Annotated in this window: 32 protein-coding genes and 2 tRNA genes; 21 read left to right on the top strand and 13 right to left on the bottom strand. The window is 33.2% G+C overall.

The window, feature by feature from the left end; genetic code table 11:
• Positions 1 to 190: 190 nt before the first annotated feature.
• The 12 genes from PHS07_03155 (at position 191) to PHS07_03100 (ending at position 9,357) form a co-directional block, all read left to right on the top strand.
• A complete protein-coding gene (locus PHS07_03155; GenBank protein MDD4607302.1) occupies positions 191 to 751 on the top strand; it encodes an alpha/beta hydrolase in 561 nt (186 codons plus the stop codon).
• Positions 752 to 1,048: 297 nt separating this feature from the next.
• On the top strand, positions 1,049 to 1,540 hold the full coding sequence (locus PHS07_03150; GenBank protein MDD4607301.1) for a hypothetical protein: 492 nt from the start codon (positions 1,049 to 1,051) through the stop codon (positions 1,538 to 1,540).
• Between the two features lie 430 nt (positions 1,541 to 1,970).
• A complete protein-coding gene (locus tag PHS07_03145; GenBank protein MDD4607300.1) occupies positions 1,971 to 2,534 on the top strand; it encodes a YdeI/OmpD-associated family protein in 564 nt (187 codons plus the stop codon).
• 115 nt (positions 2,535 to 2,649) lie between these two features.
• Complete coding sequence (locus tag PHS07_03140; GenBank protein MDD4607299.1) at positions 2,650 to 3,744, top strand: Fic family protein; 1,095 nt, start codon at positions 2,650 to 2,652, stop codon at positions 3,742 to 3,744.
• Positions 3,745 to 3,881: 137 nt separating this feature from the next.
• Complete coding sequence (locus PHS07_03135; GenBank protein MDD4607298.1) at positions 3,882 to 4,832, top strand: Fic family protein; 951 nt, start codon at positions 3,882 to 3,884, stop codon at positions 4,830 to 4,832.
• A gap of 251 nt (positions 4,833 to 5,083) precedes the next feature.
• A complete protein-coding gene (locus PHS07_03130) occupies positions 5,084 to 5,284 on the top strand; it encodes a hypothetical protein (GenBank protein MDD4607297.1) in 201 nt (66 codons plus the stop codon).
• A 92-nt stretch (positions 5,285 to 5,376) separates the two neighbouring features.
• Positions 5,377 to 5,919 (top strand): Gmad2 immunoglobulin-like domain-containing protein, encoded by a 543-nt coding sequence (locus PHS07_03125; GenBank protein MDD4607296.1) that lies wholly within the window; start codon positions 5,377 to 5,379, stop codon positions 5,917 to 5,919.
• Between the two features lie 4 nt (positions 5,920 to 5,923).
• Complete coding sequence (locus tag PHS07_03120) at positions 5,924 to 6,301, top strand: hypothetical protein (protein ID MDD4607295.1); 378 nt, start codon at positions 5,924 to 5,926, stop codon at positions 6,299 to 6,301.
• Positions 6,302 to 6,307: 6 nt separating this feature from the next.
• Complete coding sequence (locus tag PHS07_03115) at positions 6,308 to 7,582, top strand: NAD(P)/FAD-dependent oxidoreductase (GenBank protein ID MDD4607294.1); 1,275 nt, start codon at positions 6,308 to 6,310, stop codon at positions 7,580 to 7,582.
• Between the two features lie 8 nt (positions 7,583 to 7,590).
• Positions 7,591 to 8,334: a ZIP family metal transporter gene (locus PHS07_03110; GenBank protein ID MDD4607293.1), complete on the top strand. Its 744-nt coding sequence runs from the start codon at positions 7,591 to 7,593 to the stop codon at positions 8,332 to 8,334.
• Between the two features lie 30 nt (positions 8,335 to 8,364).
• The gene (locus tag PHS07_03105; protein MDD4607292.1) at positions 8,365 to 8,937 is read left to right on the top strand and encodes a rubrerythrin family protein; all 573 of its coding nucleotides are present in this window, start codon (positions 8,365 to 8,367) and stop codon (positions 8,935 to 8,937) included.
• Positions 8,938 to 8,955: 18 nt separating this feature from the next.
• Positions 8,956 to 9,357 (top strand): desulfoferrodoxin, encoded by a 402-nt coding sequence (locus tag PHS07_03100; GenBank protein ID MDD4607291.1) that lies wholly within the window; start codon positions 8,956 to 8,958, stop codon positions 9,355 to 9,357.
• A 43-nt stretch (positions 9,358 to 9,400) separates the two neighbouring features.
• Here PHS07_03100 and PHS07_03095 read toward each other — a convergent pair whose 3' ends face one another.
• The 5 genes from PHS07_03095 to ruvA all read right to left on the bottom strand — a co-directional run bounded on the left by PHS07_03095 (position 9,401) and on the right by ruvA (position 13,291).
• A complete protein-coding gene (locus PHS07_03095; protein ID MDD4607290.1) occupies positions 9,401 to 10,243 on the bottom strand; it encodes a hypothetical protein in 843 nt (280 codons plus the stop codon).
• A 140-nt stretch (positions 10,244 to 10,383) separates the two neighbouring features.
• Positions 10,384 to 11,205, bottom strand: a complete 822-nt coding sequence (locus PHS07_03090; GenBank protein ID MDD4607289.1) for a hypothetical protein — start codon at positions 11,203 to 11,205, stop codon at positions 10,384 to 10,386.
• Positions 11,206 to 11,595: 390 nt separating this feature from the next.
• Positions 11,596 to 11,670 (bottom strand) — tRNA-Arg (locus PHS07_03085).
• A gap of 4 nt (positions 11,671 to 11,674) precedes the next feature.
• A complete protein-coding gene (locus tag PHS07_03080; protein MDD4607288.1) occupies positions 11,675 to 12,661 on the bottom strand; it encodes a peptidoglycan bridge formation glycyltransferase FemA/FemB family protein in 987 nt (328 codons plus the stop codon).
• A gap of 69 nt (positions 12,662 to 12,730) precedes the next feature.
• Positions 12,731 to 13,291 carry a Holliday junction branch migration protein RuvA gene (ruvA, locus tag PHS07_03075; protein ID MDD4607287.1) on the bottom strand — a complete coding sequence of 187 codons (561 nt, stop codon included), beginning with the start codon at positions 13,289 to 13,291 and terminating at the stop codon, positions 12,731 to 12,733.
• Positions 13,292 to 13,797: 506 nt separating this feature from the next.
• Here ruvA and PHS07_03070 point away from each other — a divergent pair.
• From PHS07_03070 to rpsT, 3 genes are read left to right on the top strand one after another with little or no spacing between them, the layout of a single operon-like run.
• Positions 13,798 to 13,989, top strand: coding sequence for a hypothetical protein (locus PHS07_03070; protein ID MDD4607286.1), 192 nt, complete (start codon positions 13,798 to 13,800; stop codon positions 13,987 to 13,989).
• Positions 13,990 to 14,008: 19 nt separating this feature from the next.
• Entirely contained in the window at positions 14,009 to 14,323 is a 315-nt protein-coding gene (locus PHS07_03065) for a hypothetical protein (protein ID MDD4607285.1), read from the top strand.
• Positions 14,324 to 14,356: 33 nt separating this feature from the next.
• Positions 14,357 to 14,629, top strand: coding sequence for a 30S ribosomal protein S20 (rpsT, locus tag PHS07_03060; protein MDD4607284.1), 273 nt, complete (start codon positions 14,357 to 14,359; stop codon positions 14,627 to 14,629).
• A 57-nt stretch (positions 14,630 to 14,686) separates the two neighbouring features.
• On the opposite strand, the gene holA is transcribed toward rpsT, so the two are convergent.
• Together holA and PHS07_03050 are read right to left on the bottom strand one after the other, a co-directional pair.
• Positions 14,687 to 15,658 (bottom strand): DNA polymerase III subunit delta, encoded by a 972-nt coding sequence (gene holA, locus PHS07_03055; GenBank protein ID MDD4607283.1) that lies wholly within the window; start codon positions 15,656 to 15,658, stop codon positions 14,687 to 14,689.
• Between the two features lie 12 nt (positions 15,659 to 15,670).
• A complete protein-coding gene (locus PHS07_03050; protein MDD4607282.1) occupies positions 15,671 to 16,579 on the bottom strand; it encodes a 5'-3' exonuclease H3TH domain-containing protein in 909 nt (302 codons plus the stop codon).
• A 92-nt stretch (positions 16,580 to 16,671) separates the two neighbouring features.
• On the opposite strand from PHS07_03050, the gene PHS07_03045 reads away from it, so the two are divergent.
• On the top strand, positions 16,672 to 17,112 hold the full coding sequence (locus PHS07_03045) for a hypothetical protein (GenBank protein MDD4607281.1): 441 nt from the start codon (positions 16,672 to 16,674) through the stop codon (positions 17,110 to 17,112).
• A gap of 51 nt (positions 17,113 to 17,163) precedes the next feature.
• Here the strand turns inward: PHS07_03045 and PHS07_03040 are convergent.
• Positions 17,164 to 17,238: transfer RNA gene (locus PHS07_03040), tRNA-Cys, on the bottom strand.
• 130 nt (positions 17,239 to 17,368) lie between these two features.
• Here PHS07_03040 and PHS07_03035 point away from each other — a divergent pair.
• Positions 17,369 to 18,031 (top strand): hypothetical protein, encoded by a 663-nt coding sequence (locus PHS07_03035; protein ID MDD4607280.1) that lies wholly within the window; start codon positions 17,369 to 17,371, stop codon positions 18,029 to 18,031.
• A 48-nt stretch (positions 18,032 to 18,079) separates the two neighbouring features.
• Here the strand turns inward: PHS07_03035 and queA are convergent, their stop codons facing one another.
• Both queA and ruvB read right to left on the bottom strand, forming a co-directional pair.
• Entirely contained in the window at positions 18,080 to 19,105 is a 1,026-nt protein-coding gene (gene queA, locus PHS07_03030) for a tRNA preQ1(34) S-adenosylmethionine ribosyltransferase-isomerase QueA (GenBank protein MDD4607279.1), read from the bottom strand.
• Between the two features lie 2 nt (positions 19,106 to 19,107).
• Complete coding sequence (gene ruvB / locus PHS07_03025) at positions 19,108 to 20,121, bottom strand: Holliday junction branch migration DNA helicase RuvB (GenBank protein ID MDD4607278.1); 1,014 nt, start codon at positions 20,119 to 20,121, stop codon at positions 19,108 to 19,110.
• Positions 20,122 to 20,354: 233 nt separating this feature from the next.
• Here ruvB and PHS07_03020 point away from each other — a divergent pair, with 233 nt between their 5' ends.
• Positions 20,355 to 20,825: a hypothetical protein gene (locus PHS07_03020; GenBank protein MDD4607277.1), complete on the top strand. Its 471-nt coding sequence runs from the start codon at positions 20,355 to 20,357 to the stop codon at positions 20,823 to 20,825.
• Between the two features lie 20 nt (positions 20,826 to 20,845).
• Here PHS07_03020 and PHS07_03015 read toward each other — a convergent pair whose 3' ends face one another.
• The 3 genes from PHS07_03015 to dnaA form a co-directional block, all read right to left on the bottom strand.
• Positions 20,846 to 22,522, bottom strand: coding sequence for a GspE/PulE family protein (locus PHS07_03015; GenBank protein ID MDD4607276.1), 1,677 nt, complete (start codon positions 22,520 to 22,522; stop codon positions 20,846 to 20,848).
• Between the two features lie 18 nt (positions 22,523 to 22,540).
• A complete protein-coding gene (locus PHS07_03010; protein ID MDD4607275.1) occupies positions 22,541 to 23,371 on the bottom strand; it encodes an ATP cone domain-containing protein in 831 nt (276 codons plus the stop codon).
• 187 nt (positions 23,372 to 23,558) lie between these two features.
• Entirely contained in the window at positions 23,559 to 24,929 is a 1,371-nt protein-coding gene (dnaA, locus tag PHS07_03005; protein ID MDD4607274.1) for a chromosomal replication initiator protein DnaA, read from the bottom strand.
• Between the two features lie 219 nt (positions 24,930 to 25,148).
• Here dnaA and rpmF point away from each other — a divergent pair, with 219 nt between their 5' ends.
• The 3 genes from rpmF to rnc are packed head-to-tail and all read left to right on the top strand — an operon-like array spanning position 25,149 to position 26,577.
• A complete protein-coding gene (gene rpmF, locus PHS07_03000) occupies positions 25,149 to 25,403 on the top strand; it encodes a 50S ribosomal protein L32 (GenBank protein MDD4607273.1) in 255 nt (84 codons plus the stop codon).
• A gap of 42 nt (positions 25,404 to 25,445) precedes the next feature.
• Positions 25,446 to 25,889 carry a transcription antitermination factor NusB gene (gene nusB, locus PHS07_02995; protein MDD4607272.1) on the top strand — a complete coding sequence of 148 codons (444 nt, stop codon included), beginning with the start codon at positions 25,446 to 25,448 and terminating at the stop codon, positions 25,887 to 25,889.
• Positions 25,876 to 26,577, top strand: coding sequence for a ribonuclease III (rnc, locus tag PHS07_02990; protein MDD4607271.1), 702 nt, complete (start codon positions 25,876 to 25,878; stop codon positions 26,575 to 26,577). Before nusB ends, rnc begins: the two co-directional genes overlap by 14 nt.
• Positions 26,578 to 26,580 lie beyond the last annotated feature (3 nt).

The following is a 26,580-nucleotide window of genomic DNA, read 5'->3' as shown; positions in this document are numbered from 1 at the left end:
CCAAATTTTCATCCCTTAGTCTGATGAAGGTTTGGGTAGAGATAATTAAACAAAGCATAGCCTGAAAGCAAAAGTTTATTCCGCTAAGTCGGGATGAAAACTTCAGATGATGCGTAAACGTTATACGACATATTTTGATGACTACGTTTGTTCCGATAAATTTATATCCTGCTTTAACTTTTTATAAACTATGACCAATATAATTATAATTCACGGCTCGTATGGTAATCCAAATGAAAATTGGATTCCGTGGTTAAAATCTGAACTTGAAAAGTTAAAATGTGATGTTTTCGTTCCTGAATTTCCAACTCCTGAAAATCAATCTTTGAAAAGTTGGAAAAAAGTATTTGAGAATTACAAACAACATGTAAACGAAAACACAATTTTAATCGGTCATAGTTTAGGTCCTGCGTTTTTATTAGATTTACTTGAAAATTTAGATAAACCTGTCAAATCCGCTTTTTTTATTTCTGGCTTTCTTGGATTATTAGGCAATTCTGATTTTGATGGAATCAACAAAACATTTACTGATAGAAGTTTTGATTGGGAAAAGATTAAACAGAATTGTAAAAAATTCCATATTTATCATTCCGACAATGATCCTTATGTGCCAATAAAAAAAGCTACTGAACTTGCCAAAAAATTAGATTGTGAAGTTGTAGAAATAAAAAATGCAGGACACTTTAATGAAAAAGCAGGATATAATAAGTTTGAATTATTATTAGATGATATCAAAAAGTATGTGGAGTAGAGCCGTCATCAAAATACGCAAGGGGACGCTGCGCTTTCGCTCGTTCCTCGCTCACCCTCGTATAACAAGGGATATACGGTTCAGCCCTCGGCTCGGGCTTCACCCAAATTTTTCTTCCACTTCGTTCCAGAAAAACTTCGTATATCCCTAACGTTCTATTCAATAATTTCAGGGGCTAACGACGGGGGCAATTTTCTAAAAACAAAAACGACTGGGGGGAATTCAAAATATAATAAAAAATATAGATAGGAAATTATTTATACTAAACCATTCAATATAGTATTAAGGTAATATAAAATGAGAAAATTAAAGCACTTTTTTAGGAATCCTTTGATTAAAGGTTTTTTATCAGCTTTAGCCATAGCGGTTTTCGGATATATTTTGCTAATTCTAACATTCCTTTTTGATGCTCTTTATCAAAATACAATTAGAAGGATTATTGGGTTATTTATGCCTTTTAATCCTGATTCGCAATTATTCTGGCTTCCACCATTGTTACATATTTCATTTCTTGTTATTATTATGGCAATCTCTTATTTTTTCTTTCGGTTAAAATTAAAGGATATTTACAAGTCAACTTTTATGACAGTTCCATTAATGACCTTGTTCATTACAATAGGTCTATTTTTATATCAAACACCTTGGATTGCTGGAATAATAATTACAATGTTGACTCTTGGAATTATTTATTATCTGTATAATAAAAAACAATCTTGGCTTTATTATTATACGCTTGCCTTGACATGTGTTCTTATGTTAATTATTGCAATATTTCAAATAGAAATTTAAAACAAATCTTCTTTTTTAGAGAAAAAAAAGCAAAAAATAAACGGAATTCCCCCTACGACGGACTGAAAATTGCCCCTTGATACTTGTTCTTAATCGCTCACTGTGTTCGCTTGATTGAATACGCCCCTGAAATTACTTTGATTTTTTGCCTTCGGCATCGTTGCACTAAAAATCAAGTCCTAACGGACGAATAGAACAGGGCTTAAAGGGCTCCGAAACCTTGCAGGTTTCTCCGACCCAAATTTTTTGGTGTGGGTTGCCTCACCAAAAAACTTCCCTTAAGCCCGATGTTATATGAAATATGCTTTTCTTTTTACGGCTATCCCTTTTCCATTAAAACTACAGACAGACAGACACGGAGTTTATCCCACTAAGATAGCAGGGCTCCGAAAACGATTTATTTATAAATTTTAATCAATATACCTAACAAATGAGCGAACCCAAAACACTCTACGTCGCGAACAGAAAAAATTGGCGTAAATGGCTAAAGAAAAATTTTAATAAAGAAAAAGAAATTTGGTTGGTGTATCCAAAAAAATCTTCCGGGAAAGAAAAAATTTTATACAATAACGCAGTAGAAGAAGCATTGTGTTTTGGCTGGATTGATAGCACGATTAAATCTCTTAATAAAGATAGTAGTATCCAACGTTTTTCTCCAAGAAACCCAAAAAGCACCTACTCTCAACAAAATAAGGAGAGAATGAAATGGCTTTTAAAAAATGATATGATTCATGCTTCAGTATTTGAAAAGGCAAAAGAAATTGCTTCAGAAAAGTTTGTTTTTCCAAAAGATATTGTAAATGCTATAAGAAAAGAGGAAGTAGTTTGGAAAAATTACAAAGCATTTTCTGATACCTACAAAAGAATTCGTATTGCTTATATTGATAGTGCGAGAGAACGTCCTGAAGAATTCAAAAAAAGACTAAATAATTTTCTAAACAAAACTAAAATAAACAAACAAATTGGATTTGGAGGAATTGAAAAATATTATTAGAAATTTTAAAAAATGAAATTTACATCTTACTTCTTTTCTCTAAAACCTAAAATAAATTGACTAAACATTTTTAATTGGATATAATTGGATATAGTTGATATATCCAATTAAATTTATGGCTAAAAACACTAAAAAAACAACCGAAAAATATACACCTATAGACAGCTTTTCCAAACGAATTGAACAAATTTCTTCTGTTACTGTTTCTAAAATAGCAAAAATTGATGAATTAAAAGGACGATGGATAACTGGCGCGCGCCTAAGTCCACAGGTTTTGGGACGTTTAAAACGCTCGGTTTTGATCACTTCCACCGGCGCTTCTACTCGTATTGAAGGTTCTCGCCTATCTGATGAAGATATTGAAAAACTAATGCGCGGTATTAACATCCAAAAATTTACCAATCGCGACAAACAAGAGGCGCAAGGATATTATGAACTGCTGGAAAATGTTTTTAATTCGTGGAAAAATTTAAAATTCAATGAGAACTTAATCAAACATTTTCATCAAGAGCTTCTAAAATACGCGGACAAAGACGAAAAACATCGTGGCGATTACAAAAAAAGTGAAAATAAAGTACACATGATAGACAAGGCCGGAAAATCTGTCGGCATTCTTTTTAACACCGTGCCAGCATATCTTACTCCGGGTCAAATGCGCGATTTGGTAGAGTGGGCGCAAAAAACTTTAGAGGAAAATAAATATCATCCATTACTCGTGATCGGCAACTTTTTGGTTGAATTTTTAAAAATTCATCCTTTTAGCGACGGAAATGGACGGCTATCTCGCGTACTAACCAATCTACTTTTACTCAAAGCAGGATATTTGTATGCTCCTTATGTCTCTCATGAAAAATTGGTGGAAGACAATAAGCCAGATTATTATATCTCTTTGCGACGCAGCCAAAAAACTATTGGGACAGATAACGAGAACATCGCTGACTGGCTGGATTTCTTTTTAGATATTATTTTGAAGCAATCTCAAATGGCGGTGGAACTTCTATCAAAAGAAAACATAGAAAAAATTCTGTCCAAAAAACAGCTAATTGTTTGGCAATATATTGAAAAGGCAAAAGAAGTGAGCACGGGTGATATCGTGAATAATACAAAAATCATCAGAACAACAGTAAAACAAACACTGAATGTTTTACTTAGATTGAAAAAGATAGAAAGAATCGGACTGGGCAGAAACGCACACTATAAAATTATCTGAAACGAAATGGCTTCGGGGCATTCCCTCCAAAGGCGGGCAGGCACCCCTAACCCCTCTGCCCAAAAACATTAAATATTTGACCAAATTCCTTAATATGGTATACTGTAAATAATTAACTAAACCATATTAAGTATTCTATGACTTATTTATCTCCTATTATAAAAAAACGCTTGGAAGAAAAGCTGATCAAACTCAACAAGCTTCGCCCATTGCCTAAATCAGCGGTACAAAAACTGCGAGAGAAATTTCAGATAGAAATGACCTACAACTCCAATGCGATTGAAGGCAACTCTTTAACTTTAAAAGAGACTTTTTTGGTTATTAATGAAGGTATAACCATAAAAGGAAAACCTTTAAAAGACCACTTGGAAGCCAAAGACCACCAAACCGCACTGGAATATTTGTATGACTTAATAGATAATAACAAAAAGAACACCATTTCTGAAATACTAATACGAAATTTACATCAAATTATTATCCAAAAAACAGATAAAGAGTGGGCGGGAAAATACAGAAACTCTAATGTGGTTATTGGTGGAGCCAAACACACGCCTCCGGACGCCTTGCAAGTACCACAAAAAATGCGAGGTTTAATTAATTGGCTTAATTCACAAAAAGGCAAGACAAACATTATTGAGCTGGTTGCATTGTTGCACCACAAATTAGTCCATATTCATCCATTTTTTGACGGTAACGGTAGAACCGCCCGCCTAACGATGAATTTATTGCTGATGCAATCTGGTTATCCGTTGGTGATTATATTAAAAAATGACCGCAAAAAATATTACGATGTACTGGATAAAGCGGATAGTGGTAGATTTGAACCACTAGTAAAATTTATCGCTCAATCCATAGAGCGATCCCTTGATATTTACCTAAAAAATTTAACTCCCACAACCACCAAACAAGAAAAATTTGTTTCACTAACTGAGATATCTAAAACTACACCTTTTTCTGCAAAATATCTAAATTTGCTGGCCAGACAAGGAAAGTTAGAAGCACACAAAGAAGGCAGAAATTGGCTAACTTCAAAAGAAGCGATTGAAAGGTACTTGAAGAACAGGATACGGCAAAGAAAAAACAAATAAGGAGTTTTGATTTTTGGGCATTTCCTCCAGAGGCGGGTAGGCACCCCTAACCCCTCTGCCCTTCGCCCAAAACGTAAAAAGAAATTTGAAATTTTTTTAAAACAAGTCCGCCCCGGGCGGACAAAAGAAAAGGAATACATCAGCTAACACGGCATATCTGGTTACGGTTTTTATCCAAAAGCCTACACCCATATTTGCCTCCACTCCACTACGAAAACTTCTCTTATCCCTGATGTTATAAAAATTAAAAAATGAAAAAAGAACAAGCCCAAGAAAAAATAAAATATCTCAAAGAATTGGAATTTTGTTTACAACTTTGGAAAACTCAGGGCGGGTGTACTTTTGGCGGTCAAACAAAATGTCAAAATTGCGCAGTCCCTTATTTACTTTTAAAATTTATTGCTGGTGAAGTCTTGCATGGCGACATTCAGAGATTATCTCTTGATGATTGAGAAAAAAAATTAAACTCATTGCGTAATCATTTTTTATTTTGAATTTTCAAAAATACATATTTCATTTAAAAAAATTTTATTAATTTAATCCTATGAAAAAAACACTTTTAATTATTATTTTAATTTTGTCTGTCAGCGCCATTATTATTATCTGGCAAGTCAATCAAGCCAAAGCACCTGAGCTGGTAACTAGCTTTGAAGAATGCGTAGCGCTGGGCAATCCAGTGATGGAAAGCTATCCTCGCCAATGTCGTTGGCAAGAACAAATTTTTACTGAAAAGCTCGAATACCCAAGCGAAAAGGGCGAATTAATCCAACTTGATTACCCCCTTCCCAACCAAACGGTCGACAGTCCTTTATTTATTAAAGGTCAAGCACCTGGCACTTGGTTTTTTGAAGCCAGTTTCCCAATTGTTTTGGTTAATTGGGACGGTTTAATTATCAGCCAGGGCATTGCGACTGCTCAATCCGATTGGATGACTCAAAACATGGTTCCCTTCACGGCTACACTTGAATTTGACCAACCTCCAGCTTATAGCGATCGTGGAGCCTTAATTTTACAAAAAGACAATCCATCAGGTTTGCCGGCTAACGATGATGCCTTGGAATTCCCTATAATTATAAATTATAATTAATTTTATGTCAGAAAAATTACCTTCTTTCGAAAAAGAAAATTATTCACCCTTAACATACGACGAATTTATTTCTCAGCCGGAAAATAAACAATTTCCAGAAGGCAAGGAACCGCCGATGTATAATAATTTTTATTTATTATTTATCGATATTGAAAATAACCCTCATCGTCAAGATTTTAAAAATGATTTATTAGAAAAACTCCATCAAGAAAACCCCACCCTTGAAAGCGCTTTAACTAAAGTTTTGACTTATGCTTTTCGTGAAGATAAATATACGCCAGGCACTCTCAACCGAATTGTTAAACAACTTGAACCACAATTATACGAGGCTTATAAAATTATGAGTCAATATGTTGAAAACGATGATCGACTTTTTAGTTAATTTAAAATGTCAAATCCTATTCACTACAATTTAGCCGTGATTGGCGGTGGACCAGCTGGCATGTTGGCGGCTGGCCGCGCAGCGCAATTAGGCGCGCAAGTTGTTTTATTAGAAAAAAATGATCGCTTGGGTATTAAATTATCTATCACCGGCAAAGGCCGGTGTAATTTAACTAATGCTGAAAAAAATTTAAAAAAATTCATTGCCAACTATGGATCAAATGGTAAATTTTTGTATTCAGCTTTAAATAATTTTTCGAATTATGATTTGATAAATTTTTTTAATCAATTAGGTTTAAAAACCAAAATTGAACGCGGTCAAAGAGTCTTCCCGACTTCAGACGCTTCGCGAGATGTTATTGATTGCTTAAAAAAATTTTTAGCTGACCAGCGAGTTAAAATTCAGCTCAATTCTGTTGTTAAAAAAATTATAATTAAAAATAATACAATTCAACATATAATTTTAAATAACAATCAAATAGTTCAAGCTGATAAATTTATTTTAGCCACTGGTGGTCAATCTTATCCCCAGACTGGTTCAAACGGCGAAGCCTATACCTGGTTAAAAAAATTAGGCCACACCATTATTAAACCGCAACCCGCTCTCACGCCAATTTTAATTCAGGAAACTTGGGTTAAAAATTTAGCTGGTTTAAGTTTAAAAAATGTAAATGTTAGTTTATGGCGCCAACGCAAAATTACCGAACTTTTCGGCGAAGCACTTTTTACTCATGAAGGTCTCAGTGGTCCGGTTGTTTTAAATTTAAGTAAAAAAATTATTGATTATACCAACCAATATAATTTGCCTTTAAATAAATTAAATTTGAAAATTAAAATTGATTTTAAACCGGCCATCGATTACACCACCCTAGATAAAAGAATCTTACGGGATTTTCAATCTCAGCTTAACAAACAATTTAAAAATAGTTTAAATCAATTATTGCCTCAAAAACTTATTCCAGTTATAATTGATTTATCAGATATTCCAGCTGATCAACCGGTTAATTCTATTACTAAAATACAAAGAAAAAAACTGATTAAACTTTTAAAAGAATTTGAATTAAATATTCAAGCGCTAGCTGGCTTTGATAAGGCTATTATCACGACGGGCGGTATAAATTTAAAAGAAATTAATCCGCAAACCATGCAATCAAAAATTATTGATAATCTTTATCTAGCTGGTGAAATTTTAGATTTGGACGGACCAACTGGTGGTTATAATTTACAAATCGCTTGGAGCACTGGTTATTTAGCCGGTCAAAGTTGTGGCCTTAAAAAATAAATAAAACTATGCCCGTCTTATTAATTATTATCTTAGCTACCTTAATTGTCAGCCTCCTGTCTTTGGTGGGTATTTTATTTTTAAAATTATCAGACACTAAACTGGATAAAATTTTATTTTACTTAATTGGCTTATCGGCTGGTGCCTTAATGGGCGGTGCTTTTTTACATTTAATTCCCGAAAGTCTACATTTATTAAATTGCGAAAAATCTTTAATTTATGTTTTGCTTGGTTTTATTTTATTCTTTCTGATTGAAAAAATTCTCCACTGGCGACATTGCCATAATATTAAATGTACTATCCACACTTTTACTTATATGAACCTCATTGGCGATGCTGTCCATAATTTTATTGATGGTTTAATTATTGCTACGAGTTTTATAGTTGATTTTAAATTAGGTCTAATTACCACCCTAGCTATTATTTTACATGAAATTCCACAAGAAATCGGCGATTTTGGAGTTTTAATTTATGGTGGCCTGACCAAGAAAAAAGCTTTAATGTATAATTTAATAACTGCCTTAACAGCTATTATGGGTGGTCTAGTTGGCTTTTTTTTAGCTCAACAAGTTGAAAACTTTGTTAGTTTACTCCTGCCGATTGCTGGTGGTGGTTTTATTTACATCGCGGCCTGTGATTTAATTCCAGAAATTAAAAAAGAAACTAATCTCCGTAAATCTATTTTGAATTTATTAATTTTGATTTTAGGTATTTTAATTTTATATGGTGTTAAATTTATTGCACCACATTAAATATTAATTAATTATTAACATAATAATCTTATGTCACAAACTCTAATTAATCTAACTCAAGCTTTTATTGGCGAATGCCAAGCGCGTAATCGGTATAACTATTATGCCAAAGTTGCTAAAAAAGAAGGCTATGAACAAATTGCTGAAATTTTTAGTTTAACCGAAGACAATGAACGTGTGCATGCTAAACGCATTTTTGAACACATTCAAAAATTAAAAAGTGATCAAAATGAAATTATGGTTGAAGCGACTTCGCCTAATGTTTATGGCACAACTATTGAAAATTTAAAATCGGCCATTGCTGGTGAAAATCACGAACACACTTCAATGTATCCTGATTTTGCTAAAATTGCTGAAAAGGAAGGCCATCCAGAAATTGCCAATCGTCTACGCGCTATTGCTAAGGCAGAAGAACACCACGAAGAGCGTTTTAAAAAAGTTTTAGCTCAATTAGAAAATGGCACTATCTTTAAAAAAGACCAAGAAATTGCTTGGACGTGTCGTGAATGCGGTTATGTGCATGTTGGCACAACTCCTCCTACTAAATGCCCATCTTGTGACCATCCTCAAAGCTATTATCAAATTAAATGCGAAGAGTATTAATAAAGTAAATAAATTAAGATGACTCAATTAAATCAAATTTATAAATGCAATATCTGTGGGAATATGACCGAAGTCATTCACACCGGCCAAGGTGAATTGGTTTGTTGCGGCCAACCTATGGAATTATTACAAACCCAAACTCAAGATGCAGAACTTGGTGAAAAACATGTACCAGTAACTGAAAAATTACCCGCCACAGTTTGCGAAGAACAAACTGGTGTCAAAGTTAAAATTGGCTCCAGTCTTCATCCCATGACCACTGAACATCAAATTGAATGGATTGAAATCATTACTGCCGATGGTCGCGTTGGACGCAAATATTTACAACTCCAAGACGCACCAGAGATTAATTTCACCACTAAAAGTGAAGTTATAAATGCTCGCACTTATTGCAATTTACACGGCTTGTGGCAGAGTTAAAATAAAATAAACAAAAAATAAAATAGGGGGCGTTTTTAGCTCCCTATTGTGTTTCGGACGAAACAAGTGGTTGAAGAATAGTCACTCGGCCCGATTTGCGAGAATTCATCGCCCCAGAATTATCTGAATTAACCGTCTTTGATTGATTGAGGGGTTTTAATATGGTTACATACCCGCTCTGTTGATTCTGCTCAGTTGGCTGAAGCTCGGGATCCTCGATTTCATCGATAACAATTTCTATTTTCTCATTTTCATTTTGAGATGCGTAAATCAAACTATCTACGGACTTAATTCCTGAAGTATCAGTCAACCCTTCATACAAGACAACCAACCTTGCTATATCTCTCCCCTGTAAAGACCCTTCGTCTATCAAGACCTTTAAAATTTCCTTTGGCTTGTTGTACCCATTTTCAACCAAGTGTTTAGCCAAAAAATGAAATTCTTTAGGAATGTTACTGGCAATCCATCTAGCAAGTTCTTCTTCGCTGAGATAATCGCTAATGGTATCAACCGTATCATGTTGCGATGTGGCCTTCGTGTTCTGAAGAGGTTGTTCTTGCCGACCCATAGAATTTTGAGAAATCGGTTGATTTGATTCGGCCGATTGTTTCATTTTCATGATTATTTCGGGTGGCGGTGCTTGATTAATTCCTTTCTTAAAAAAAGAAAAGAAATCGTGTTGTGGACTTTTAATAGTCACAAAGGCAACCAACGCCACAACCAATAAAATGAGTGGCATTAATAATATCTTATACGCCGTACTCATGCCAAGATTTGAATTTGGTGGTCTCTGTGTATAAGGTTTGGTGGATGGTCTCTCTTCTTTTTTCGATGTAAATTCTATACCACCGCCTCCATATGAACCTCCCTGATCTTTTTTCGCCATTTTTCCTCCTTGGTTTTATTTTTCATTTTTTATAAACATTTTAAAGAACGAACTATTTATAGCCTAGCATAAATAAAATTGTTTGTCAATATTATTAAAATAAAAAAGGGGGCGAAAATTCGCCCCCTTGAATGGCGGTGTTACGCCACGGGAACATCACAAAGCGATTCAGTCATGTTGGTTCCGTTTATTAAAAAACGAACCCAAATAGCATGAACTCCCTTTGGGGCTCGGAAGTAAACATCATAAAATGTTACTCCTTCAAATCCCCCTTCAGTTTTTTCGAACGGTAAATCGTCTGGCGCCGGCGAACGAAAAGCTTGCCAGACAGGCACTTCGACGATTTTTAAACCGTTTTTGGCGCCCCTCTGATCAACTACCGCCATTTGACAGCGATAATTTTTTGTTTCATTCAATCCCAATCCGGCGATACTATCAAGATTTAAATTTTCCCAACTTAATCGGAAAATAATAACATCCCTTCCGCCGGCCAATGGAACAAAATCCATTGGATCTGTGATTCTGGCCTCAATGTCAGAAAAGGAAAAATTAGAAACCTCGACAGAAAAAATGAAATTTTCGTTCACTGTCTTAGACCATTCTTCATATTCTGGCGAATCTTTCGATGGAGCAAATGAGGCGCCGGTGCCGAAATCAATACCTAAAAAGTTTTGGGCATTGAGGACACTTCCATCGCTTAATGTTTCTTCTTCTTCCACGAAAAACATCGTGTCTTCTATATCCTCTTCCGTTTCTTCGCTATCGGTCATTTCTTTACTGACCAATGCACTGAAAGAGGTGATTGGCTGAGTAGTGGATTCAGTGTCCGAAACTGCCGATTCTGGCACTGCAGATTTAAGACCTGGATCGCCGAGTCCCAAATCGCGGTCAATTACATCGTAACCAAATACAGTGACCGATACCGAAAACACGACCAACATCCAAAGAATGAATGTCTTCATTTTTTCCTCCTGTTTTTTTTGTTTTTATTGTTGCCGTTGTTTTATTTTTTAATATCAAAGTTCTGTTAATATCTTAGCATATATTAAATTTCTTGTCAAGGTTTTTAAAATCCGCCTCATTATTAATGACTGAATCTTTTTATTTTCTAGAAACTCACTCTTGTTTGTCCTATCCGCCGAATCGACAAGTCAACGGGATAAATAAACATTTAAAAAAATAAAATAAAAAAATCCACCAAAATGGACTTTATGTCTATCATCTGTTGCGAGTTGTAGATTGTAAATTGTCTCTGATGCCCCCACCAAGAATCTCAGCCAAAGACTGATCACCCTCTGGGTGAGAACCTAATTAAAATTAGGTGTTAGCTGTTACTTGTTATCTGTTATCTCTGGTACCCCCACCAAGAATCGAACTTGGATCTAAGGATCCGGAATCCTTTGTTCTATCCATTAAACTATGGAGGCTAGATTAATTTTTAATTTTTTTTATTAAATTATATAACCGATACCAAGCTGGTTTTAAAACCAAATCAAATGTGCCAGGATAATTTATTTCTTGTCCACTAAAACTGGTTTTAAAACGCGTAATCCCCTGCCAAGATTTCAAATAGCCCAAACCGACATCACTCGGATTAATGCCCCAAAAATCATAATATTTAAACCCTTGCTCTTGCGCTTGTTTAATCACTTGCCATTGTAATAAATATGGTGCCATTACGTTTCTATCTTGATTGCTACTCGCACCATGTACATAAGTAACTGTCTGGCCAAAAAACATAATCAAATTGGTGGCGATAACCCGATCTTGAAATTTAGCGATAAATAATTTGAAACCCGATCCCTGATTATATTTAAATTCTTGAAATATTTTCCGATAATATTCATCTGCATGCGGATTAAATTCATCACGCTTGGCTGTTTGATGTATTAAATTTAAAAATAAACTTATATCCCGACCTTCTTCAATTTTAACCCCCTTACGTTGAGCTAATTTAATATTGTAACGCGTTTTGGGATGCATATTTTTTAATAATTCTTCCAAGCTTAATTTTAAATCTAAAATCAAAGTATTGGCCGGTTGGACTGATTTAACTTTTTTAAAATTTTGATCAATTAAATTTTGGTCGCTAGGTTCGCATTTATAAAATATGGCTTTTTCTTGTTGAGCTATTTCTTTTATTTTATTTATTAAAATTTCTTTTATTTTCAAATCTTGTTTTTGATTTAAAATTGGACCACGCGGTGAATATAAATAACTTTTGTTAAAGGGCAAATCGTGTTTGATAATTAAAGTCCCGCCTAAAATTTTATCTCCCGCTTGCACGCCCAAACGCCAAATCCGACGACCCAATTTTTGTTGCAATTCTCCCCATTGCCAAGATTGTAAAAATTGTCCGCTCTCACGGACAACCCACTCATTCCACTTTTGTTGATTTTTAATTTCTACAACCTGCATGTTTTGAATCTGTAATTTTAAATTTTTAATTTATTTAGAATTTGTAATTTCGGGTTTATGCTTTAATCTTTATTTTCCCAAAATCTTCAAAGCTGCTTTAACTTTATTTTCCAAACCCTCAACATCTGTCGGCATTTCTTTGATCGCCTGACGAATATCTTGCACGGAATAACCTAGTTTTTGCAGGGCATCAAATGTTTGGCTATCGGTTTGATCTAAAATTTTAGATTTAGAATTTAATTTGGTTTTTAATTCCACCACAATTCGTTGCGCTGTTTTTTTGCCAATACCAGAAACTTTGGTTAAAATTTCAACATTATCTTGATTGATAGCTTCAATTAATTCATCTGGACTGGCTAATGATAAAACGCTTAAAGCTGATTTGGGTCCAATGCCTGGCACTTCGATTAATTTTTCAAAAAAATTCATTTCTAGCCTATTTATAAATCCATATAATTCCATGATATTTTCTCGTGTATGCAAATAAGTAAATAATTCCACTTCTTGATTTAAAATTAATTCCTTTAAAATTGGCTCTGTTAAATAAACTTCAAAACCTAAATCTCCGGTTTGAATAATTACACTCCGCTCATCTTTAAATTTAATTTTACCCTTGATAAAACTCAACATGGGTTTATTATAGCATAAATTATATTTTGATTAAAGCTATAAATTAATTTCAATATTATAATCAATATTTATTTTTATCTAGTTAAATCTGGGTCGAACATTATAGAAACGCTTGAATTGTCATCCTGAATTTATTTCAGAGCCTGCCCTGAATTCAGTTCAGGGATCTGTGGTCGAAAAAAAACGTTTTTTAAGAATCAATATTTTAAGCGTTAACAGATGCTGAAACAAGTTCAGCATGACACTTCCCATACTAACGGATGCTGAAACATCCTCCGATTTGGCTGACTAAAGTTCAGCATGACAATTTCTTTCATCCACTCCAGGCGGATTTAGAATGACATCTTTTAACATTATCCCCCGCTTACCCCTTGACAAGAATTTAGATCGGGTGTAAGATGGTGTATCAATTTAATTAACACCTTGTTTAATTAAATCCCTTCACAAAAAATCTTTAATGTATTATAATATACTTAAAGGTCGTTTAACTGGGGATAACAAAAAATATGTCAGAAACATATAATCCACAAATTGAAGAAATTGCCAACAAAGAAACTCATGAACATGAGCCTAATTTAGCTTTTATTAGAGAAGAATCTGAAAACTTGGCTATAGCTGCTGCTTTTATAACAAATGAATGTGATAACGAGAAAAGAAACCCCAACCTTATCGAACGTAAATATCGACAAGCTGCTTAATTATTATTGATTTAGGAGGATGTCTGAAGCATTAAAAAAAATAGAACAGACCTTAAGTACATCGCAGGTTTCGCCAGAAGATCAAAATGACCTTCTTGTTTTTTTACCTATTTTACCAGAAGGTGTGCTAGAAAAATTAAATGAAATCTTTGAGCAAGAACCTGAATTAATTAAAGATTTTAATGATAATTTTAAAGCCAAATTTGAAGCCTTGACCGGTCAAAGTGATAAAACCTGGGATGAAATTATTAAACAAGAAGCTCAACTTCTAGATGAAATGCCAGCCGAAGAAGAAGATAACTACGAAGAGGATATTTATGACGACCTGGCTTAACATTTTTAATTTTTAATTTTTATTTAATATAGTATGCCACAATCAAAATCAGCTAAAAAGTCTCTTCGTCAAGAGATTAAAAGAACACAACACAATAAAGATATTAAAGCTAATATCAAATATTTAGTTAAACAAACATTAAAAGCTATTGATCAGAGTGATAAATCCAAAATTAATGAATGGATGCAAAAAACCCAAAAGGCTATTGATAAAGCTGCCAAAAATAATGTTTTTAAAAAAAACACGGCCGCTCGCAAAAAATCAGGCTTAATGAAAAAAGCTAATAAAACTGACAAGAAAAAATAATTTTGATAAATAAAAAAAGTAATTCTTGATTGAATTGCTTTTTTGTTTGAATAAAAACTAATTCTCGACTACCAATTTATCTAATAAAACCTCTGGATTCAAACTCTTAGTTTTCATTTGTAAATCTATCTCTAAAAGCTGATGATAGATTTTTTTTAATTGTGGCAAAGAATATTTATCAACTTGATTTAAACTTTTTTGAATTATAAACGGATGCAAACCTAATCCTTTAGCTAAACCATATTGATTGCTATAGCCATGTTCATTTAAATAACTTTTTAAAATAATTAAATTACGAAACTGATAACTGATCATATTTAAAATTCGTAACCAAGCACCACTATCCGTTAATTGCTGTTGAATTAATTTTAAAGATTGCTTCTTGTTTTGGTTAGCAATGGCATCGGTTAAATTAAAAATATTTTCATCTAAATCAGCTTTAACCATCAATTCCACATCTACTGATTGTATAATTTGACCACTTTTATAAGCTACTAATTTGTGAATCTCGTTATTAATTTTCCACAAATCATTGCCTAAATAATTAATTAACAATTCAATGGCAGTCGGTTCAATTTTGGCTTTGAGTTGGCTAACTTCTTTTTTTATCCAATTTATTAAATCTTTATTTTTTAATAATTTAAATTCTTTGGCGTACTGACTTTTTACCAATTTATTTAAAAGATCTTTTTTAACCTGAGTACGAATATTTTTCAATTCATCGGTCTGAATAAAAATTATCACCACATCTTCCTGCTGTTCTAATTTTTTAAAATTAGTTAAAATTTCAGTTATTAAATTTTCATCCCGACCTGTGGTTAATAAATTTTTAATTACCACCATTCTTTTCTTAGCTAAAAAACCTGAAACTAAAACCGCTTGGCGAAATTGATCAATTTTTAAATCACTGCCATCTAAATAACTAAAATTTAAACCCGATTGATCAACTTGTTTTAAAAATTTATTTTTGATTGTTTGTAAGTCTTGATGAATTCGAAAATCATCTTGACCGTACAGATAAATAATCATAATTAAAAAAATTTAAATCAATTTTTCCTGCTTAATACCAACGACATCATCTAGTCTTTTTAACAAAGATTTAAATCCCAATTGACTAAATTTAACACTAATTTTATCTACATCTAATTTTTTAGTTTTAAAATTTTCTAAATTAAAATCCAAAGGAACATCCAAAACAATGGTGGCTAATTTTTTACTTAAAAAAGCTTGATCCTTTTGATCTAAAAGCATTTGCCTAATCCTTTGACTGACACCTTCAACCTCACCTTGTTCAACTTGTTGATATAAAACTTCTAATGAACTAAATTGCTGAATTAATTGTGTCGCTGTTTTTTTGCCAATTCCTCTAATTCCCGGGATGTTGTCAGAGGGATCTCCACGTAAAGCTTTATAATCAATTAATTGCTCAGGCTTAAAACCATATCTTTCGAAAACAGCGGCTTCATCAAAAATTTCAGTTTCGCTGATACCTTTTTTTAAATTATAAACCCAAGTTGATTTATCTACTAATTGCAAAGCATCCATGTCGCCAGTCACAATAATTTTTTCTAAACCGCCATCAACCTTGTGAGACAAAAAACCGATCAAATCATCAGCTTCATAACCGCTTAAACCTAAAACTTGAATATCAAAATCTTTTAAAACGCCTTGAGTGATTGGAATTTGTTCATAAAATTCATCAGGTTGTTTTTCTCGTCCCGCTTTATATTCTTTAAATTCTTTATGTCTAAAAGTCGGCCCTGGCATATCAAAACACGCCGCCATATAATTTGGCTTAAATTCCCGCAAAATTTTAATTATAACTGAAATAAAACCATAAACTGCATTCACAACCTGACCACTCTCTGTTTCAAGTGGCGGTAAGGCGTGCCAAGCTCGATGTAAAACCGCATTAGCATCAATAATAATAAATTTATCTTTTTGATTCATAATCTTATATTATAACGCTTTTTATAAAATTAAAAAAGTTGACAGCTTTGATTATTTTTAATAAAATAAAATATAATTTTAAATTTAAAAATATGGTTACTTGCGCTCACGAAAGAGAATCTTCTCATATAATTTTGCAAGATAAAATAGATCAGGCCGTTAATCACGTTATTTCTGAAATTAATAATTTAAATAATAAGGGCGTTGATGTTGATTGGTTGAATTGGAGCAAAAAAGTCAATGATATTTTAATCGATATAAATCAAATTTCTTCTGAACCCATTGATTTAAATCAAATTATTCTTTTGGCTTTAGAAAAAATCAAAAACAGTAATCGTGAAGAATGGCCTAGCTCTGAATTAGAAAATAAATATAAGGAAATAATCACCGAAAAAATTAAAGTCGAAATTCAGCAACGCGTAGCCCGTGGAGAAAATTTATATCAAATTATAAGCGAAATTGGAGTTAAATACAAAAAACAAGGCCTTGATCTTGGCCTAGAATTAGAAAAAATTAGAATAGAGTTAAGTTAGATTTATTTCAAAAAATTTAGTAAAAAACCCAAGGGGTGTTTTTTTTTATTTTGGAGGCGCGAACGGGATTCGAACCCGTGAATAACGGTTTTGCAGACCGTCGCCTTACCACTTGGCTATCGCGCCTGAATCTCAAATTATTATAGCTTAAATATTTAAACAAAGCAACTCTTGACAAGAAATTAAATATATGCTAAGATGTAAATAGAAATAAAAATAGTGTAGATTGTATATTGAAAATAAACAAAGGAGAAAAATGGAAAAGAAAATTCGCAAGGTAACACCCGCTTTGATAGGTATAACACTTATAATCATTATTATCGCCGGCATAACAAGTGCCTGTGATTTAGTCGGAAAGCCAAGCCCCACAGAATATGAAAAAAAAATTCTTAATAAATGGGCATGGATTCAAGATAAGTGCCTCGAAGAAAATGTCAGTGAAAGAATAGAAAATCTCTATTCTCTAGCCGACAAGGCGCAGATCGAACTCGACAGCCTCGAAATCACCAAAGAAAAAATCGCTGAGTGTCAAAAAAAGGGCTATATTTCCGAAGGCTATCGTTGGATAAAAATAGCCACAACGAAGTGTAGCGATGAAGATGTTTCTGAGGAGTATTGGAAAATACTTTCTTATGCTGATTCCGCTGGCGTACCAATTGAATCTCTCGGGACGTCAGAAGAACACCTCGACAAACTATTGGATCTTAGTTGCAAAAACTCAGATCCGCTCATTAAAGACATCCGAGATTCTCTTCGTGTCGTTAGAGACGAATGGGACTGGAGGGATGTTCAACCAGCCATTGATTATATTCGGCGCGAAATTAAGGATCGACAGATTCAAATCACTGACGTTGATCCGTTAGCTTGCACAAATGAGCTAAATTATCTCGAACAAAGAAACAAGGAGAGTCTTCGATAACCTCTCCAAACAAACCCGGCACAAAAGTCGGGTTTTATCTTTTTTAAATTAAATAATTAACATTGCATCGCCAAAAGAAAAAAAACGATATTTTTTCTGAATAGCAGTTTGATAGGTTTGTAAAATTACCTTACGACCAACCCAAGCGCTAACTAGCATTAACAAACTCGATTTTGGCAAATGAAAATTGGTAATTAAACCATCTAAACTTTTAAATTGATAGCCTGGATAAATAAAAATATCTACTAATTTTTCTAAACTCTGAAATTTATTTTTTTGCCAAGCTGATTCTAAAACTCGCACCGTGGTCGTACCCACAGCTATAATTCGCCGACCATCCTTTTTGGCTTGGTTTAATTTTATAGCTGTCTTTTTATTTAAAACAGCAAGCTCAGAATGCATTTGATGATCTTCTATTTTATTAACCTTAACTGGTCGAAATGTGTCTAAGCCCACATGCAAGGTTACAAATTCTAACTGAACGCCTTGTTTTTTTAATTTATCAATTAATTGTTGAGTAAAATGAAAACCAGCTGTTGGCGCAGCTGTCGACCCTTCTGGCTGAGCATAAATATTTTGATACTCTTTTAAATTTGATAAACGTTTAATATAGGGTGGCGTTGGCGCAATTCCGTATTTAGCTCTAAAAACTTTAAAAGCTTGTGAAGTTAAATTAAATTCAACTTGCCACCGCCCCTGAGTTAAACTTTTAATTAACTTAAGTTCAATTTGACGCTGTTTAAATTTATTCAAATTTAAAATCATGCCAGCTTTTAAATTTTTTCCACCCAATAAAACCTCCCAAGTTTTATTATTTATTTGATGTAAAAGCAAAACTTCAACTTTACCACCAGTTAATTTTTGTGCCCATAAACGTGCCGGTATCACTTTGGAATTGTTAAAAACCAATACATCGCCTGCTTTTAAAAATTGCGGTAAATCATAAAAATATTGATGTTTAATTTTATGTGTCTTTTGATCTAAAACTAAAAGTCGCGAGTGATCTCGCGGCCGAATTGGTTGCTGAGCAATTAGTTTTGGTGGTAAAACATAATCAAAATCTTTAAGTTGCATATTTATAAATTTAGTTGAGCCGGTTGTTGATAACCCAAATGTTGATAAGCTAATCCCGTCGCTAATCGACCACGACTAGTGCGATTTAAAAAACCAAGTTGAATTAAAAATGGTTCATACATGGTTTCTAGTGTTTCTACGTCCTGATGTGTAGCTGTGGCTAAAGTTTTTAAACCCACCGGACCACCTTGAAACTTTTCAATCAAAGTTTGTAAAATTTGACGATCGACTTCATCTAAGCCATATTCATCTATTTCCATCATGGCTAAAGCTCGACGCGCCAAATCATGATTAATTTTACCATCGGCTTTCACTTGAGCATAGTCTCGCACGCGTTTTAATAAACGGTTAGCAATTCTAGGCGTCCGTCTAGAGCGTCGAGCAATTTCTTCGGCAGCTGGTACATCTAAATCTACATTGAAAATTTTAGCTGAACGCTTAATAATATCTTGCACCTCAGGCTCTTGATAAAAATCTAAATGATAAACAATACCAAAACGATCACGTAATGGCGAAGACAATAAACTCGCCCGCGTTGTTGCTCCAACTAGTGTAAACTTGGGTAAATCTAATTTTAAGGTTTGTGCACTGGGCCCTTTACCTAAAACAATATCTAAAAAATATTCTTCCATGGCGGGATATAAAATTTCTTCCACTACCTTGGGTAAACGATGAATCTCATCAATAAATAAAACATCGCCTTCTTCTAGATTAGTTAATAAAGCAGCCACGTCACCAGTTTTTTCTATGGCTGGTCCGGCAATAGACTTAATATTAACACCCATTTCTTTGGCTATAATGTTAGCCAAAGTCGTTTTACCTAAACCTGGTCCGCCATGAATTAAAATATGATCAATTGCTTCATGTCGTGCCTTGGCAGCTTGCAAAAAAATTCCTAAGCTGTTTTTAATTTTATTTTGACCAATAAATTCTACCAATTTTTGTGGTCTCAAAGTCGCATCTAAAATTGCATCGTCTTGATCGGTTACAGGAGTTTTTTTGTTAAGTTTATCCATGTGTATAAAAAAGAGAGTTATACCCTTGACAAGATTTTTTATTTATGCTAGGATATAAAGTAAGTTAATAAATTAATTTCATTTTCCCTGTATAAGTCTGCACTCACGACAAGCATGGGGGTTTTTGTCAGGGTTCCTCTGGGTTTATACCTCGACTTCTCCTAACAAAAATTCTCTTGAGTGCAGGCCCATGCAGGGAAAATTTTTTGCACATTTTACTAAGGGGGAATAAAATGACAGATTCTCATTCGGAATTTCTATGCACGATTAATATAGACGAATCGTCGGCAAAAATTCTCGATTTAGCCATGGCTAGATTAGCCAACATTTGGATAGTCTTTGGCAGAGAAACCCTTTGGCAATTTCTATTCCAAGGATCTCAAGAAATTCAAACTAGAATACGGCAAGCCAAAGACCCGAAAGATCTTCTGTATGTTCGACGGGCTGTTAACTCGTGGGTAGAAAAGTATAAAAAAGAATGGTCTAATCTCGAATTTTACAAAATTCTCGAAAATAAACACCCATCACAGCTTCACGGCTTACCTATTTACAATATCTTCATTTGTCTTGAATGGTTAGACAAAAAAGTTAAACAAGAAATAATGAAGGAACAAGCCGTAATCAACCATCAACCAGTTATTCCAATCAAACGTGTAAACTTATTTTCACGGATCTTAAAAGGGATCACTAAGTTATTCCATTAGTCGCACAGTGTGCGACTTTTTTATTCAGCTACTCGGAAAACTTCTTCTACTGAAGTAACACCCTGTAAAGCTTTTAATAAGCCGTCTTGCACCATCGTCACCATACCGTTTTGTTGTGCAATGTTTAAAATATCATATTCTGATACTTTTTCGTTCAAAACCATTTTTTCGATTTCTTCATTCATAGTCAAAACTTCATAAATACCAATTCGACCCTTATAACCGATTCCTTGGCAACTTTCACAACCTTGACCATGATAAAACTTTAAATTTTCTAAATCAATTCCCTGGCGCATAGCTTCTGGTATGGATTGTAAAATTTTTTTAATTTTTTCTAAATCAGCTTCTGATAGTTGGATTTCTTGTTTACATTTTTCACATACTCGCCTAACTAAACGTTGCGCAATGATAACATTTAAAGATGGGGCCAACAAAAATGGCTTAGCTCCCATCGATAAAAAACGCGGAATAGTTGCTGCAGCACTATTAGTGTGCAAAGTCGATAAAACCAAATGGCCGGTTAGGGCTGCGTTAATAGCCGTATCAACCGTGTCATAATCTCTGATTTCTCCGACCATAATCACATCTGGATCTTGACGTAAAATTGATTTTAAACCATCAGCAAATCCGTAACCCTTATCTATATCTACATTACTTTGACTAATACCATCTAGCTGATATTCGATTGGATTTTCTAAAGTAATAATTTTAGTTTGTGAATTTTTAATTTTTTTCAAAATAGCGTATAGGGTTGTTGTTTTACCCGAACCAGTTGGCCCAGTGGTTAAAATCATCCCGTTGGGTCTTTTAATTTCCTGTGATAATTGTTCAAAGGCTTGACCAATTAATCCTAAGCTTTCAAATTCTACACTAGTGGCTGTCCCCGTCAATAAACGCATCACCACGCTTTCACCAAAATTAGTTGGCAAACATGAAACTCTGACGTCAATTTTCTGATCGTGCAAAAAAATACTAAACCGACCGTCTTGAGGTTGGTCGATAATATTAATTTTCAGTTTGGCTAATAATTTAATTCTAGAATTTAAATTTTTCCACAATTCTTTATCTAAAATTGCAACATCTTGTAAAACACCATCAATACGATAACGCAATTTAATATCTTTTTCTTCAGCTTCAACGTGAATATCTGAGGCCTCAGCTTGGACCGCGGCAGCAATAATTACGGTTACAATTTTAGAAATGTCAGCATCCTGAATTTCAGCCTGTACATCACTTAATTTTTTAATTTTATTCTTATATAACTCAAAATCATTTTGGCTAATTTTTACCCCCACGGTGACTTCTTTAATTTTAGGCAAACGCTCATATAACTGTAAAGCCTTGTCGAAAGAATGTTGCGAAGTTAAATAAATTTCAACATGATAACCTTGTCGACTTAATTCTTGGGCCAAATCTTGAACAGCCACATTAGTCGAATCAACCGTAGCCAAACGCAATTCTTTATTTTCTAATAAAAAACAAATAGTTTTTAATGTTTCGGCTTTATCTTTTGGGAGAATTCTTAAAGCTTCATCGGAAATAGCAAAACCAACTAAATTAATATAATTTATACCTAAAATAACTGCTTGCGTTTGAACTACACGTTCTTTTTCTTTTATTTTAATATCTCCTAGTTTTTCGTGTAATTGTTGATTTTTCTTTCGGCTTTCGTCCTTAAAAAAATTTTGGGTTGGCATATTTAAAATGTTTTATTTTTATTTTAAATTTAATATTTTTTTAGATTGATCAATCCAATTTTTTAATTTATTTAAATCAATTTTTGTTTTTACTTGAATTTTTTTTAAATCTTGGTTTAACAAATCTTGAATTAAAATTATATTATTTTTAAATAAATTTGCCTTATCTTTTTGTGATAAAGAAGTTAAAACCGTAATGGGATAAAATTTGTTTTTTTCTAACAAATCACGCAAACTTTCTTTTGCTGGATAATCCCAACCAGTTAACTTCATTTTAGCACAACCGCCATATTGAATAACCTGACTAGAAAAACGCGTATTGCACCATAACCAAGGTTGAGTAAATTTAGGACATTTTTTATTTTGAGAGCCCCCCACCAAATCTTGATGACGTGCCCAAACATATAAGGCTGTTTGTAATCCAACATAAATTCCACGCGCATTGCGATATTTACATTCAATATCATAAATTGAATTTTCTTTTTTAGCTATCACATCTATTTCGTGTTGAGCGCATCTTCCCTGTGTGACAAGTGGCGTCGAGGTTTGATAACCTTCTTTTTGTAAAATTCTTTCAACTAATTTTTCAAAATTAAAACCAGTGGGGCCAAGTTGCATAATCGCTTTTTTTAAATTATACTTGGCTGCAACCGTTTTTTCTTTTTGGCTTAAAAATTTACGCACTAATTTTAAAATTTCTTTAGTCGACATACCTTCATACACAAAAGGTTCTATTTTTTGGATAACTTCTCGAGCTAAATTTTTATTTGCACCAGCACGTAAAATTGTCCTCACAATTTTTTGAGGCTGATATTTTTCTTTTTCGCCTGAAGCTTTAATGATATACATAGATGATTTTATTATAATCTAATTTTGGCTTTAGAACAAGTTTAATTTAGAAAACTGAGTCATAAACACATATTTATCTAAACCCAATCCCAAAACCCGTCCGCCGAATCGGCAGACGGGCTTTTTATTTTTATACTTTTAGAATTTTAACTTTGGTTTTCTTTAATAAATCTCTCAAAACTACGACCTAAGTATTATAAAGTCTCTGTTTTATCATTTCGATATCATCTTTAACTCGACCGTCTTCTTCGACAGCTTCCTTAATTTTATTATAAGCATGAATGGCAGTCGTATGATCACGTCCGCCCAATTCTTGACCAATACTGGGATAAGAAGTTCCCACTTCTTCACGTAATAAATACATTGCAATTTGTCTTGGCATGGCCACTTCCTTTTTACGTGTTTTAGAACATAAATCATTCGGTTTAATTTCATAAAAATCAGAAACGGTTTTAATCACCTGGCGAGGAGTTAAAGCACCACGTTGTGGCTTGGCTTTTAAACTCGACAAAATATTTTTAGTTGAATCTAGGGTTGGTTCTAAATTGTAAAGATTATGATAAGCAATGACTTTATTTAAAGCCCCTTCCAATTCTCTAACGTTGGTTTGAATAGTTGAGGCTAAAAATTTTAAAATATCATCACTGAGTTTATATTTTTTCTCCTCACATTTTGAATTTAAAATTGCTAATCGAGTTTCTAGATCTGGTTTGGAAATATCAGTAATTAATCCCCATTCAAAACGTGAAATTAACCGTTCTTCTAGTGCCGGAATGGTTTTAGGTAAACGATCTGAAGTGATCACAATTTGTCTGTTTTTTTGATGTAATTCATTAAAGGTGTGAAAAAATTCTTCTTGAGTGCCTTCTTTGCCGGCCATAAACTGCACATCATCGACTAACAGCAAATCCACGGTACGATAATATTTTTTAAAGCTATCAATGGTTTTGTCGTGAATGGCTCGAATATAATCATTGGTAAATTTTTCGCAACTGACATAAAGGACTTTGGCTTTAGGGTTTTTTTCTAAAATCGCATGACCGATGGCTTGTAATAAATGAGTTTTACCTAAACCCACGCCACTATAAATAAATAATGGATTATATTTTTCGCCTGATTTTTCGGCTACTGCCTTACAAGCCGCATAAGCCAGTTCATTATTTTTACCAACTACAAAATTATCAAAAGTATAATAAGGATTTAAACCATAAGCATTCAACCTAGTTTTACTAGCCGAATCCTCAATTAATGTTGGTTCCGCTATTTTCTGGCCTTCTAATTCTTTCATTTCTTTATAATGACGAATATTCTCTATTTTATAAATTACATTTTTAATGTCTTGATTAGAAACATTTGTTAAACCCTTTTTAATATCTTTGTGATATTTTTTTTCTAGCCAAGCCTGCGTAAACGCGTTAGGCACGGCGATCACGATCTCTCCTTTAGTTTCATCCCAAGAAAAAATAAAAGTATTTTTAAACCAGGTTGTAAAATTGGCTTTACTTAAATTTAATTCGAGTTCGCCTAAAACCCCCTGCCACAATTGTTCTTTTGTCATGTTTTTAAAATTAAAATTTATTTTTGTTTATAATTTAATGTATTCATCTACTATCTCACAAAATAAAAAATTTTCAAAATGCCTAAGGGTGGACAGTGTGTGAATTAACTGGGGATAAAATTTTTTAAAAATTCATTTTAATTTATTGTTAAATTTTACACACTTGCTATTTTATAAAAAATAATTTATAATAATTTGATAATTAATAAATTTATAAGTATGTCTGTACCCAAACAAAAGAAAACTTCATCTCAACGTAAACAACGCGCTCAACATTTAAAACTCAAACCAACTAAATTAACTTCGTGTCCTAAATGCCAACACCCAGTTAAACCACATCATGTTTGTAAATTTTGTGGCACTTATGCCGACAAAAAAATTCTGGACATTAAATTAAAAAAGCTCTCCAAAAACGAAAAAGCTGAAGTTAAAAATTTAGATAAAAAAAATACTCCCGCAAAAAAGAAGAAATAATCTTCTTTTTTGTTTTAATTTAAATTTTTAAAAAATAAATCTATGTCTCATCGTCATTTATCTCGCAGTGTCGTTATGCAATCTCTCTATGAGTGGGACTTTAATAATCAACAAGGCAACCCGACTGACTTACTTAAAAAAGATTTAACTGAATTTGCACCGACCCTTGAAGAAAAAAATAATTTCGCGCTTGATTTATTGCAAGGCATTATTGAACACCTAAAAGAATTAGATGCCCAAATTGTTAAATATGCTCCCGAATGGCCATTAGAACAAATTACAATTATCGATCGTAATGTTTTAAGAATTGGTATTTATGAATTAATGTACGACAAGACTATTCCGCCCAAAGTCGCTATTAATGAAGCTATTGAATTGGCAAAAAATTTTGGTGGATCGTCTTCGGGTAAATTTGTTAACGGTGTTTTGGGTAGTATTTACCGTGATTTACAAGAAAATAATCCTCAACTAGATGAAAAAATATAATCTTTTAGAAAAACAATTAAATATTAAATTTAAACAAGACTTTCTACTAATTCAAGCCCTAACTCACCGTTCTTATTTAAATGAAAATAATAATTTCGAACTTAACCACAATGAACGCTTGGAATTTTTAGGCGATGCTGTTTTGGAATTAATTGTAACTGAATTTTTATTTAAAAAATATGATAATCCAGAGGGTGATCTTACCAACTGGCGTTCAAGTTTAGTTAATTCTAAAATGCTGGCTCAAGTGGCTAATAAATTAAAAATTAATGATTTTTTATTATTGGGCAGGGGCGAGGCTAAAGATAAAAATTCCAAAGCCCGCGAATCTATTTTAGCCAATGCTATGGAAGCTTTAATCGGCGCCATCTATCTTGACCAAGGAATTAAAATCGTTAGTCAATTTATCCAAAAAAATATTCTAATTGAATTGCCTTATATTTTAAAAAATAAACTCTACATTGATCCTAAAACGCGTCTACAAGAAATCACTCAAGAAAAATTTGAAATTACCCCTAGCTATAAAATAATTCAAGAACACGGACCAGACCACGCTAAAAAATTTGAAATGGGTGTTTATCTTAAAAACTTTTTAATGGCTCAAGCTATCGGCTCAAGCAAACAGGAAGCTGAAGTTCAAGCTGCCGAAAAAGCGCTCAAGAAACAAGCTTGGCAAAATTATATTTAAATT

It is taken from the genome of Patescibacteria group bacterium, assembly GCA_028707495.1.
GTDB lineage: Bacteria > Patescibacteriota > Patescibacteriia > UBA2591 > JAQWAS01 > JAQWAS01.
This window is presented reverse-complemented; position numbering and strand designations above follow the sequence as displayed.